This is a genomic window from Legionella spiritensis (assembly GCF_900186965.1).
In the GTDB taxonomy this organism is placed as follows: Bacteria; Pseudomonadota; Gammaproteobacteria; order Legionellales; family Legionellaceae; genus Legionella_C; species Legionella_C spiritensis.
This window is the reverse complement of the sequence record NZ_LT906457.1, coordinates 2,301,469-2,315,049: the sequence shown is the minus strand read 5'-3', so window position 1 is coordinate 2,315,049 and position 13,581 is coordinate 2,301,469. Positions and strand designations below refer to the sequence as shown.

The following is a 13,581-nucleotide window of genomic DNA, read 5'->3' as shown; positions in this document are numbered from 1 at the left end:
CATTCAATCTGCAATTTGCGCTAAATTATCCCAACTTTTAGCTCGCGAAACAGAATGAGGACACGCCCTAGCATATCAGACAGTGCTTACCAATTTATATAATAGTCCTTAATACGATTACCATGGTCCGTTTGAAGATAGAAAATCAATAAAATCACGAATATAATCGGCACCCGTTTTATGTGGTTTAAATACGGAATATACTTGATCATGAAAATTCATTCCCTCAAATTTTACCTGATCATAATCCTCAGAAAGCTGATATTCAGAGGATGAGATAACACCATACCCAAGACCTTCAGAAACAGCACTTTTAATAGTGGAAAACGAGCTGGTGAAAATAAGCTGGTCTTTTTCTACGCCATTGTCCTCTAAAAAATTCAGAATTTTTAATTGCGCCTCCGTATTCGGTTTTATAATAAATATTCTGGCTTTTTCAATCTCATTGAACGTCACGACATTGTTCGTTTTATTTTTATGTTTAGGTGCTATAAAGACATAACTATAATTAGAAATAATTTTTGTTGTAAAATTACTCCCTATCAGGCTTGATTTACCTAAAATTGAAATATCCCGGGTATCTGAACCTAAATTAATTAAGGATTCCTTTTTATTCTCAACATGTATTTCTATTTTGATGTCCTTGTGCATTTTTTCAAATGCGTAAATTTTACTAAAAATTAGTCTCTGGAAAGAATGCCCCATGGATAACCTTATAACCTTTGGCATCGCAACAATATTTTGATCAATTTCCTCATTTATCTTCTGCAGGCTATGGTAAATTGGTTTTAATTTCTCAACCAGATATTGCCCGGATTTGCTAAGCCTGATTTGGTTTTTGTGCTTGGTGAAAAGAATCGCGTTGCAAGATTCTTCAAGCTTGGTGATTTGCTTATGTACAGAGGGAGGAGATAGATTTAATATTGATGCTGTTTTCGTATAATTTAACGTATAGGAAGTAATAACAAACACTTCTATCTGTCTCATGCTCAATTTCATTCTTGAATCCTTTAAAATTTTTAGCCCTTACATGTAATACCCCGTAGATTATCTATCCTAACCTCTTCTTTAACTTATTGGGAGAGGACATACAGCGGGAGCGTCAGATTTTCCTTCCTGGCTTCATAACCGACGAAAACCAAAACACCAACATTACGGGTAATCGTAATTTTGTACATGGTGTCCGTATCGGGTATTGGGTCAGGAATATCATTTGGATTACCTTCCGCCGCTTAATATTTACGTTCAGTCAAATCCTGTAACTGGTCGGACTTCCAGGCCATAGCCAGTACTTTATTGGTAAAAAATTGTAAACATAATAAAAAAACAGGCATACAGAGGTTGGTCTTGCGCAATAGCAACCGTCTCCGGTGTCGTCACGATTGACTGGCTCGTTGGAAACGTCGGGCGAGGCGCCCGACCTACGACTTGCCGCTGTCGCGGCAATAACAAACAAGCAAGGCAACTTCAGTGAAACGTTGTACTAGGCACAAGCTGCGGCGGTATGGGTAGGTAAACTTTCCGCATCCCGTAGATCCGGTTTTTGAGTTTCCTGCGGAGCAAAAAAGACCGGATACTTCGTTTGTCGCGCAGGCAGCTCGTAACTATTGGCGGGTTTGTCGGACAGAAATTTATTAATAAAACCGGTCCAGGCTTCCCTGATTTTGCTGACCAGATGATGAAGTGCCTGCCGTAAACCGGCTAACACACCCAGTTGCTTGCCTATTTGTTGACGGTGTACATTGTCGGAATCCTGGAATTCCCTGGCGGTATCGGTTAACTCCCGGATATTCAGGTGGGTGGCTACTTGTTGCAGATGTTTTAGCTCTTTATCGCTGATATGCCCGTCTTGATAAGAGTTAACGGCGAGATCAAGTAGTGTATTAATTTCCGACTTATATTTGTCTTTGAATTGATCGTAGGCCGGTTGTTCTTTTAATAAATTGTTTAACTCATTGATTTTATCCTGGAGTTCTATTAATTCGGCTTCGTCAAGATTGATATCCAGTTCTGCCAACGCGGCTTTCATAGTCAAAATCCTGACGCATTGCTGCTTTAAAAGGGTACCATTTAGAAAAATGCCTTCCAGGTTATCGGGATCTAATATCCGCAGTTGATTTTCCAGTTGCTGAATAAGTCGCCTGGTGTGGAAAAGGTCTTCCATATAATCCCTGGCATAAGCTCTGACCAGGATGTCGAGCTTCAGCTTTTCATTGTTCATAAACGGACAAAAATCATAGCCGGCGTTTTGCACAATATCCTGCCGCAATGAACGGATAGTCTCGTTATCCGGACTATCCTGTTTTTCCAGCCACTGTAATTTTAATATATGGTAGAGATGATGGTATTCATGTTTCTTGTCACCCGCATAAAATGGAATAACTATCTCGTTGATTTCCAGCAAAGCCCGAACCATTTTTTCCTCGATCTTTCGGTCAAGGTTTTCTTTAAAAATATTTTCAAAACCAATGAGTAATTCCGGTGAAATCACTTGCAGGTGCAGTTTTTCAAGATCAAGAAACTGCTGTTCGTATTGGCCGTACTGGTTATTGAAGCGGCTTAAATCATCTAATGTGGAATCGGTGTAAACACGAAAGCCGGAGCGTATTTTTTCAATGGATTTCAATAATTGAGAACGTCGCTCATCATAGGCAAAGGTCTCATTGGCAAAACGGCTTATGGATACGTAACTGTAATTATTATAAAAATCGGATAATTCGATTTCAAAGATATCGGCGTTGGCATCTTCCACAGGAGTAAAGGCCATCGTACCCTCCTCTTGAAGATAAGTCCGTCCGGTACTGCCCCAGGGGTTTCTTAACCGGACATAGCGAACTTCCCGGACGGTTTCCACCATGGTTACAGGATGTGTGGCCTTTTCTTCCCGGCTAAAAACGTCAAGCACGGTGTAGGCATGGTTGTTACGCAAACCGGGAACCGGAACGGTGAATTTTTCCGGAGTTGCCGCGGTAACCAGTTGTCCGTTGGCCAGGGCGTCTCGCATGGCGTTAAAATGTTCGTTTTGTTTTACGGTGTAAAAGCCTGAAAAGGCAGAGACTTCGCCGCGAACGGTTTTGTCAGCAACAGGCACGTTATAAAAATTAATACATTCCACCAGAAACTTGCCGAGATCAGGGTACTTCGTTTCGAACCCGTCACTGATCAGGTCGACGATGTGAAGTAATTTATCACCTATGCTTCCTTCGCCGCGGAGAATTGTTTCACAGGCGACCCGATTTTCAAGGTAAAACTGAAAATACGCCATATAATCCTGGTACGCTTTTTCGAGCGCCTCTTCCGGTGTTCCCGCAAAGGCTTGCATGGCGACGATTTCTTTTAATTGCAACTCCAGTACACCTTTAAAAATCTTGTCTTTCTGGGGGAAACTTTCAAGTGGGAGATCTAAAAGCGGTTCGATTTGGCCGCGCTCGGAATCTTTAATCAACCAGAATTGTTCGCCTTGGGTCATATTAAGGCGGCGTTCCTCTTTCAGGCCGGTTAAAATAGTTGTGGCCCAGGACATTTGCCCGCCTTTGCTGAAAACACTGCTGGCTGAGGAATCGACGTCTTTATTCATACGTTTGCCCAAAGCCACGTAAGCGGTTTCCAGCACATGAACCCACATTGCCTTGTGAGAATTTAAGGGAAGGCCTTTCTCATCAACCAGCATCGCTGTATTGACCCGGATATATTCGGGTTTGAGCGTTTCAGGATTAAATAATCGCACGGTTGTCGAGCCGTCGTCATGCTGCTTCATCATCCCGCGAATAAAATGGGCGCCGTTGGGATGATTGAGAATGGCCTGCATGGAGGCGAGTAAAAAACAATTGGGGATCCGGCTTTGATTGATCTCCGTTAGGGAAGGCGATGAGTCCGGGTTCGGAAATAATCGTTCGTTGCTGCGTTGATAATGTTCTTCAAAGAGAAAACTTTTTTGCGGATGTAAAATTTCAACCTGATCGTAGCTGATGCCCGGTATGATATCACGTTGACTTTCCGGAAGGTTGCTGGCAGCAGCGGAGCTGTCACGTTCAAAGAGCGTGATTTTAAAACGAGGCGTTTCGCTTTGTCGATCGGCGTTAAGAGGTTGAATAATGACAGGTTGGCCTTCGGGAATAATCACGGAATCATTAATACGTATGGGGTGCTTTACTTTTCCTCGAACACCGGGAAAAACACGAACCTCGCGCTGTTTAAGATGATCTGCGGTGATTGGAAGCTCCGGTACACTCATGTCAAGAACCTGTTCAATAAGACAACAAGCTGTATAATACCACTTGGAACTCAAAAAATAAACATTATTGCTATAAAATACCCACGTAACCAGGGCTATATCCGATTGGTTTTGACTGCTGATGGGCCGTCAATTGACCGCCCATCGCCGGAGCTTATTATTCCACACTGGTATCGACAATAACCCCGTGAAGCGTTTTATGAACAGGACACAAATTGGCGATTTCGGTGAGACGTTCAATCTGTTCTTGCGACAGTTCCCCCTCCAGACGTATGGTTCTTTGGATATGATCTATCTGGCTGGACGCATCCAGGCAATGTTCGCAATCCTTTGAGTGTTCCCTGGAGTGTTGTAGCTCAACCGTCACGTTGTCAAGCGGCCATTTTTTTCTGTCGGCGTACATGCGTAACGTCATTGAGGTACACGCACCAAGAGCCGCGAGTAAATGCTCATAGGGATCCGGCCCTTTATTTGTTCCGCCGACCTTGGCTGGTTCGTCGGCCAGCCAGGTATGATCATCACTGGATACGGTTTGTAAAAAGCGGTGATCATTCTCGCTGACCAGCACATGCCCTTTGGCCAACCCGGGGTTTGCCTGCTTTTGCGCGTTTTTCATATAACGCTCTGCCCAGGCTGCGATGACTGTGGCCGCGTATTGAGCATCCTCTTTATTGCTTAGAAGATGATCCGCCGTATCAAGGCTGATAAAGCTTTTGGGATGTTTGGCTATGCGATAAATTTTTTCCGCCTCCTGGATGGGTACAACGGCATCAAGGGGGGAGTGCATAATGAGTAAAGCATTATGTGTTTTGTCCTGTATCGTTTCCTTGTATTGGCGGATATCGTCCAGAAATTGTTTTTTAATAGTGAATTCACGTATTCCCAATGTTACCCGAGCGAGACCTTTCTGTTCAATCTGGTCAAGCGACAGACCAAAGTGATGTTGTACGTGTTCGGGAGTAGACGGCGCACCAATGGTGACCACGGCGACCGCTTCCCTGATTTGCTGTGCGGCCAGAACGATGGCTGTTCCACCGAGACTGTGTCCTATCAGAAGTTTTGGCGCGGCGTACTTTTCCCTGAGAAAATCGGCCGCAGCAATCAAATCCTGGACATTGGAGGAAAAATTGGAATTGGCAAAATCACCCTCGCTGTTGCCGAGACCGGTAAAATCAAACCGTAATACCCCAATACCGTGCTCCACCAGTGCCCGGGCTATTCGTGAAGCCGCGGAGATATCTTTTCCACAAGTAAAGCAATGGGCGAATAACGCGTATGAAACACAATCCGATTCCGGTAATTCCAGCACACCGCGTAAGGTTACGCCCTGACTTTCAAACTCTATATTCTGTTTCATCGTCCTGTCCTTCTCATGAATTTTGATTTCGCTTGGTATCTTATAGCGGGATTACGTTTATCCGGTGGAACGTAATACCCGCAATACGGCCGCAGGCCTCCTTGCGGGCTACGGCTATAGTTCTATAACAATAATAATATTTTGTAGCCCGTCATGAAGGCGAAGCCGAAATGCGGGATAACATTCGCTCGACTACTCTCCTGTTCTATCGGTATAATATTGCAACAGGAAACCCGCAATACGGCCGCAGGCCTTCTTACGGACTACTAATAAAATTGTGCCAGAACAATTTGGTTCACTGAGCCTAAGTATGGATGATAGGAAACGAATTTCGCAACTATCCGGTACCAGATTCTGTACCTTTGAAAGGTTTGCACAATGCTAAGCCTGATCCTATAGTTTAATGAAATAATAAGGAAAAAAGAGGGAGCATGGCAATTATCATTTTTGTCCTTATCGTAGCGTTATTGTTATGGGTCGTGTACATCTATAATACACTGGTTAAGCAAAGAAACCAGGTTCGGGAAGGATGGAGCGGGATCGATGTGCAATTGAAACGACGCCATAATTTGATTCCCAATCTGGTAGAGTCGGTCAAGGCTTATGCGGGACATGAATCAAGCGTTTTTGAGGAAGTCGCTGAAATAAGGTCAAAAATAGGGCAGGTGAAAGACATTGCCGAGCAGGGAAAACTTGAAACCCAATTGTCTTTAGGTCTTGGTAAGTTAATTGCGATAGCTGAAAATTATCCGGATCTTAAAGCCAGTGAAAACTTCATGCAATTACAGCAGGAATTGAGCAATATCGAAGATCAAATTCAGTTGGCTCGACGTTATTATAATGGAACCGCTCGCGACTATAACACAACCATTGAAAGTTTTCCCCAGATTTTAATTGCGAATTTCTTTAAGTTCGAGCCGTTTGACTATTTTGAAATTGACAATGACAAGGAACGGGAAGTGCCCAAGGTGGATTTCAGCAAACAAACCCAACAATAATTGAGGGACTGTCATGTTCAAAACAGGGATGGCGATCCTTTTTTTTGTAGTATCCTGCCTGGCCCACTCCGAGGCGCCTGTTATTAACCAATACGATGCGACCATCACCATTCGTAAAAACGCTGAAATTATTGTCAGGGAAGTGATTGATGTAACAACCGACGGCGTGCGGATTAAACGGGGCATTTATCGTGATTTTCCCACGCGATACAAAACACCGGAAGGTTATGATTTTGACATCGGTTTTCGGTTGCTCGATGTTCGCCGTGATGGCAAATCCGAGCCGTATCGGGTTGTTAACAGGAGTAATGGTGTTCGGATTTATATTGGCAGTTCCGATACATTCATTACGCCCGGCAGGTATCAATACCAGATTATGTATTCGGTCAATCGAGCGCTGGGCTTTTTCGCCAATCATGATGAGCTGTACTGGAATGTCACAGGTAATCAATGGGCATTCCCAATACAATCCGCAACCGCTCTGGTGGTACTGCCTGAGCAGGTAAAGATCGAAAAAGCAATGGTCTACACCGGACCACCCGGTGCACGCAGCCATAATGCGGAGATTTCTTACCCGCAAAATAATGAAGTGCTTTTCACGACCACAAAACCTTTGCCAGCCGGACATGGCTTGACTGTTGTGGCAGGCTGGCCAAAAGGCATCATTATCGAGCCGGACTGGTATAAAAAAATCAATTATTTTCTGGAGGATAACAGCCAACTGGCATTCATGGCGTTGTGCTATGTCCTTCTTCTCGTGTTCTACGGCGTGGCCTGGTTTTATCTGGGACGGGATCCGGATAGCAAAACAGTGATTCCATTGTTTGAACCGCCACAGGATTTTTCGCCGCAGTCACTTCGATATATTAAAAAAATGGGTTATGACAATAAAATATTTACGGCGGCCATCGTGAACATGGCGGTTAAAAAATATTTGACTATCGAAGAAAAAAAGGATGACGAATACGTCTTGAGAAAAACAGGTGCTGATGAATCGTTGTTGACGGAACCTGAAAAAGCAATCAGCAAGGAATTGTTCAAGTATTCCGGGAAGATGGTCATTACCCAGGAAAATCACAGCAGAATTTCTGAAGCTATCGATCAATTCAAGAAGGCGTTAAAGACCGCGTATCGCGACAAATATTTCGTGACCAATACACCGGTGGTGATTCTGGGATTTATTATTTCAATCATTAGTTTTGTACCCGTTTTTTATCATAATATTTCCTTGTTATTTCCGGTTGGTTTTATAGCTTTTTTCGCGTTAATTTTTATTAAAGTCGTCCATGATGTTTTTTTATATATGAAACGCAGCAGTTTTATTATAAAAGGAATCGCATCTGTCGTAGCAGCCATCTTCCTGATAGTAATGTTCCGTTCTTTCTTTTCCTCGGAGATGATGGATGGGGAAGTTGCCATTTGCGTGGCGGTGGCGATATTTATCGCAACCAACGCGGTGTTTATGTATTTAATCAAAAGACCTACCGCGTTAGGAGCCGAGGTGATTCAGCAGGCCAGGGGATTCGAGATGTTTTTAAAGGCCACGGAAGAAGATCGGTTAAATTTCAGAAATCCGCCGGACAGAACACCGGAGTTGTTTGAACGTTATTTGCCGTTCGCATTGGCTCTTGGCCTGGAACAGGTATGGTCTTCGCAATTTGCTGGTATTTTAGCGCAATACAAATACCAGCCGTCCTGGTACGTGGGAAGTCATTACCATGATTTTTCTCCAACGTCCTTTTCTAACACCATAGGAAGTTCATTAAACAGCGCCATTGCTTCATCCAGCGTTGCCCCCGGCTCCAGTTCAGGATTTAGTGGTGGTGGTTCCAGCGGAGGTGGTGGCGGCGGTGGTGGCGGAGGAGGTTGGTAATACGACCGTTTACTTTAAATTCCCCGCACCGTTTTTTACAAAAAAGCGGTATCCCGTAAGGAGGCTTGCGACCGTATTGCGGGCTACAGGAAACTTATGCTGGGTTACCAATTAGCCGCATTTGCAGCTGTGAAAATTTTGGTTCACAGAGCCTAATAGGACTGTGATAGTTCAAATGCTATGTTCATGTCTATTTTGGTAATCATACTGAAGACCAAATCCTGCTCTGAAGCGATCGGAGCGCCGGGCATGGCTTTTAATCCCCGGTACAAGACGACCAATGCTTCCAGTGCTATACAAGGATCCCAGGTGTTTAATTGATGTGTTTTAATGATATCCAGCATAAATCCCAGATAAGGTTTTAATATGTCGTAATTGCTGCGTTGTAATAATTCTTCGCAGATGGATATATAGGCTATTAATTTTACCTTATCGGAAATGGCTTCCTTGTTGATTAAATCCAGTTGGTTTAATTCCCGCGCATAATTTTTCCGGGGCAGATTGGAAATAACCTGTTTGATGTTTCGTAATTGATCTTGTTGTTGGGTGGTTAAATCTGAAATGCGTTCGGCGGCGTTGATTAATTTGGTCGCTTTCAGATTTGTCAATGTAATGGCATGTTTTTCATTGAGGAATGGTGTGCCATCGTTGAAAGTTAATAATTCCATACCGGGAAAACGATGTAGCAGGTGAAAAAATTCCTGTTTGACCACGTCATGGCAAGGTTGAAAATCTTCCCCCGCTTTTTGCAGCAAATCAAGCGCCATAATTTGTAAATCAAACCAAAATGGTTCCTGAGGTAATATTTCCTCAATCAGACGGATTAATGCAACGGGATTTTGATTCGGTAATTTGATACGCTCCATATTAAAGGAGTCAGGGGGTGCTACAAGGGTGTTTCCCTCCTCTATAACCGGAATGGTGGAAATCATTCCCCAGCTGGCTATTCTGTTCAGGTAATAGGCGTAGGGATCGGTTACGCTGGTTTCCAGTAAGTGTCTCGCCGATTGCAACAAAATAGTGAAGCCTTGTTGTTGCCCAACCTGGCTCTCGCTCGCTTCAGGGATGGACGGGGCTGGTAAGGATTCCGTTTTTTTCGCCTCGGGTGTATTTTCCGGTTCCTCGGGTTGTTGTTCGCCTGACAGGGTTTTTAATTGTTGCTGAAATTTTTCGTGGCAGGAAATATCCAGTTTATGGGAACGGGTAATGTTGTAAATGGCTTCAAGATTCGCCATGGTTCTTTTAATGTTTCTTGTATCGGAATAATCAAACTCCTGATGTTGCAGGTATTTATAGCCGTGTTCAAAATACCAGCTGATAGCATTGCCGAGCGTTTTGGGTTTGTTTTGAGGGTATAACCCATCAAAGTAATAATACAATAAATTGTAAATTAACAAGCTGCCAGTCTGTAAACCATCGCAGCCATATTGTCTGACCAGAGCATAAGCCAGATAACAGGCTACAAGGATATCTTTTGAGCGAAATTGTAATATAGCAACACTTTCATTGATTATTTGTTCCCAGTCAATTTCCGTGACCTGGGCAACGTCGGTGAGTTTGCCAATTTCATTTCTGATGAACTGATAACCGGGCATCGCATGACAATCATAACCACTCGGGTGTTCCCCTGGTATCGCTTTTTTTCCAAGTTTGGCAATGTAGGCGATATCAGCCATTATCGTCATGCTCCCAGCATTGTGTTATTACTCTGGGTACGCCTATCTTCTTGTTCAGTTGAGATTTTCTCATCTCGTCTGCTTTCAGTACCGCGAAATACTCCTTAACATTTTTCATCAGACCGTCCACTCCGATAAACGCGTAAATGAGATGAATGGTTTTGACATTATTCTGTTTTAAAAATTTTTCGTTATCAGGAAAATAACTGGCCGGGAAATATTTACCGCCCTGATCGAACTCGTCCATGAATCTGAAAAATCCCAATTTTCCCGGGTAGTCCACTTTTAATGTGGTGGCAGGGAAAAATATTTCGATGCTTGTTTCTCCACAGGTATCAAACTTTAAATTTTTAATGGTGACATCGGAAGGGTAATTATAGTTCTCCAGAGTCACTACTTCATTCGCACAGTTGATGGTCAGCAAGGTGCGGTAGGGAAGCAATTTGGCGTCTTTGTTGACCCCCGTTGGTCTGGATTTGATGCTTAAATTAATCGGCAGACTGTTTTCTATCTTGTTCTTTTCCAACGTGACCATATTGCTTTCGTAGTTCAGGCGATTGCCCAGATTCAGTATTGAAAAATAGACATTTTTAATCGGAATTTTATGGTTGAGAACAAATTTGGGAATAAAATTATTACCGACTTGATGAACGAAGGAAGACATGTATTTTTTGTTGAATTGCCAGATTGCTCCTTCCTTGTCGAAAAGAAAGGCGTTTAACTCTTCACCCGGTACGAGGGAGATCGATTTCAGATAAACCTGTTCAATCCATTGTTGCTGAATGTAACAGGACGCGTAGCGATTGGTGTAAGTGATGTAATAATCCAGCGGGCCTCTCATGATGTTCCAGAACGCGTTGGCATCATCCAGCGTATCGTAATGATCCAGAATACGCTTCATGTTAATCAGTGCCTGATAGGCTTGCATAATTTTTGAGACGTTGCTGTCGGTTCCCGACTGGCTGTCAAAAAGATTTTTTGCGGCGATATAGGCGTCCTGGGAACGAAAATAGGGTTTTTCGTACAATTTTTGCAGAAGGCCGTGATAGGTGATATAGGTTTTAACCGCACTGACCTGGTTTTTAAACAACAATTTTTCTGCCGGGGTATGGGACGTCTTGTCCGCTTTAAAATCGGACGGTTTTTTGGCCAGGGTATTGATCATATCATTGAGCTGTTCCGTTAGCTTTGACTCGCTAACCTTATCGTGATCCTCACTGCTGATAACCGTGGCGAAGCGTTTCGCCAATTCAATCCAGCGCGGAATCGTGATGGCCATCGGTGTTTGAAACTGGGCACTGATATCGAGCATTAACGCGTTATAGGGTCCTTGATCCGTCATCATATTGGTGAACGTTTTATCCCATTCATACTGATAGGAGAGGGTGTCAAACCCTTTATTAAACTGCAGGGCGAAATCCGTCCACGTATTGATTCGGTTTTCCGAATACCAGACATCAAATTGATATTTTTGTTTTGAAATATCAATGTAGACCGGGGTTGCCGTTTGAATGGCGTTGACCAGTTCCAAAATGGCTCGGGCGCCAGGTTCCGTATAGCCGGGGCGGATAATCGGTGTGAAAGCCCGGATACTGCCGGGCCAGTAGTCATTCAGTGTATAATCCTGAATCTCTTCCTGCGTATTCCCCCATTCTATCAACCAGTGCAGGTCAGAGTTGAGCAGCTTGGAATCTTCCAGCCATTGCAGTAATTTGCCGCGCTGCAGGCGGATTTTTTTGATATCTTTATTCCAGGCGACATAATCCTTATACAGACTACCAAACGATCGTAACAATCGTTGCGGCAGTGCGCTATAGCCGAGATAGCGGATTTCGGGTTTTAGCAAATCGGCCATATCTTCGCGACTCACATCGCTCATCCGGGCATCCAGAATATTGACCCGGCTTACCAGATTTTCCACGATGTAGGCTTTTTGAACCTGGGTTAAAAGATTCACTCTTTGCAATAATCTGTTGATTCGCGCATCCAGAATATTAATGGCGTATTTATTAAATTGCAGGACAAAATTATTGCTGTAAAAATCATATAATTTGTCCAGTCCGCCTTTGAAAGGCAAAGTGCGAATAGTCCATTTTTCTCTGAATTCTTCCAGCCCCAGCATGGTTTTGTGGTAAGCGCTGAATTGCACCAGATTTCTTTCCAGTTGCTGGCTATAGACGGGTTTTCGCGGCAGCATTTTTACAAGCGTCGTCAGTTCCCGAATGGTCTGAACGTACATATAAATGAAATAGGCGGCAAAACAGGAGGCGATAAAGTACCAGATCCCCAGTTTATACCAGTATTGTCTGCGTTTTTTAAGGACGGCTGATTTCAGAGGTTGCTGCGGCTTGATTAGGTTTACAAAAATTTTATCAATGAGATCATAGGTAAAAATGGTTTCCTGTTCGTTTCTGCCGGTTAAATACAAACCCCGTAATAACGGCGATTCACTGTAAACCGAACTGGCGAAGAACGTGCTTGTGAATAAATGATAATTTTCATAAAGCGCTTGCAGTTCCAGGGGGAATTTCAACACGTCCACTTCGATATTTTGTTGAAACGACAGGATATCGATGATTTCGTGGGTGCGATCGACCAGATATTCCATGGGTTCAATGGATGCGGATTGGGTGATGGGGTAGGAGACCATGTACCCGAAAGCCTGATTTTTTAATGGGTCGGATAATAATTCGGAAAACTCTTTAAATCCCTGTAAATCCTGGGCGTTAGATAGTATAAAAACAACCTGCTGACGAAAGCCGGTAAAATTGGCGATTTGATCGATACGATCCCTTAACATCCTCGCGTAATTGGTGACTTCTTTCTTGTCGCCTTTATATAGTAACCGGGCGGGCAGTTCCACAATGATTTGTTGAATGGTGCCGCTGTTTTTTTTGATTTTTTTAGCTTTCCTGAAAAAATCACACCATTGTTTATCCAGGGTTTTAGAGCATCCCTTATCCAATAGTTCGGGATCGACTGACCATAAAACCATATAATCAAGGATATGGGCTCGATTTCTCTGCAACGATTGATCGTCGCAATCTCCGATAGTGAAATGCGTGTGCAAGTGCAACGTTTCTTCACTTCCGTCGTGATTCTGGCCAAAATAAATCACCCAGGGCAAATTAATAAAATGTTTCTTTCCTCCGGCAATTTGATTATCCCTGATATAGGTGATGACGTTTTTATAGACCGCATTCAATCCGCTGTTGCTGATTTCCGCTTTTTCCGGCGTTTTTTTTGCGGATTTTGGTTTACCAAGCCAGGATACGACTCCTCTGATGGAAAAATATATTAAAGAAATAAATAAAAAAACAATAATAAAAATGAAAGGGGACATCCACATGGGAAAGTTGTAGACATTGGTCATGAGAAGAGACGATGCCGTGCTGACAAGTGTCGTGATGATCCAGAATAAAATGGTGCCAAATGTTCTCATT

The 13,581-nt window shown here is 43.3% G+C and carries 7 protein-coding genes; 2 read left to right on the top strand and 5 right to left on the bottom strand.

Going from position 1 to position 13,581, the window contains the following annotated elements; all coding sequences use genetic code 11:
- Positions 1–117: 117 nt before the first annotated feature.
- The 3 genes from CKW05_RS10360 to CKW05_RS10350 all read right to left on the bottom strand — a co-directional run bounded on the left by CKW05_RS10360 (position 118) and on the right by CKW05_RS10350 (position 5,591).
- Entirely contained in the window at positions 118–987 is an 870-nt protein-coding gene (locus CKW05_RS10360; protein WP_231950442.1) for a LysR family transcriptional regulator, read from the bottom strand.
- A gap of 496 nt (positions 988–1,483) precedes the next feature.
- Positions 1,484–4,234, bottom strand: coding sequence for a C2 family cysteine protease (locus tag CKW05_RS10355; protein WP_058482376.1), 2,751 nt, complete (start codon positions 4,232–4,234; stop codon positions 1,484–1,486).
- 157 nt (positions 4,235–4,391) lie between these two features.
- Positions 4,392–5,591, bottom strand: a complete 1,200-nt coding sequence (locus tag CKW05_RS10350) for a bifunctional alpha/beta hydrolase/OsmC family protein (RefSeq protein WP_058482377.1) — start codon at positions 5,589–5,591, stop codon at positions 4,392–4,394.
- A 431-nt stretch (positions 5,592–6,022) separates the two neighbouring features.
- On the opposite strand from CKW05_RS10350, the gene CKW05_RS10345 reads away from it, so the two are divergent.
- Positions 6,023–6,589, top strand: a complete 567-nt coding sequence (locus CKW05_RS10345) for a LemA family protein (protein WP_058482378.1) — start codon at positions 6,023–6,025, stop codon at positions 6,587–6,589.
- A 13-nt stretch (positions 6,590–6,602) separates the two neighbouring features.
- Positions 6,603–8,462 carry a DUF2207 domain-containing protein gene (locus tag CKW05_RS10340; RefSeq protein ID WP_058482379.1) on the top strand — a complete coding sequence of 620 codons (1,860 nt, stop codon included), beginning with the start codon at positions 6,603–6,605 and terminating at the stop codon, positions 8,460–8,462.
- A gap of 152 nt (positions 8,463–8,614) precedes the next feature.
- On the opposite strand, the gene CKW05_RS10335 is transcribed toward CKW05_RS10340, so the two are convergent.
- On the bottom strand, positions 8,615–10,147 hold the full coding sequence (locus CKW05_RS10335) for a TssA family type VI secretion system protein (protein WP_082642709.1): 1,533 nt from the start codon (positions 10,145–10,147) through the stop codon (positions 8,615–8,617).
- Positions 10,131–13,580 carry a type VI secretion protein IcmF/TssM N-terminal domain-containing protein gene (locus tag CKW05_RS10330; protein ID WP_082642710.1) on the bottom strand — a complete coding sequence of 1,150 codons (3,450 nt, stop codon included), beginning with the start codon at positions 13,578–13,580 and terminating at the stop codon, positions 10,131–10,133. Before CKW05_RS10330 ends, CKW05_RS10335 begins: the two co-directional genes overlap by 17 nt.
- Position 13,581: the final 1 nt, after the last annotated feature.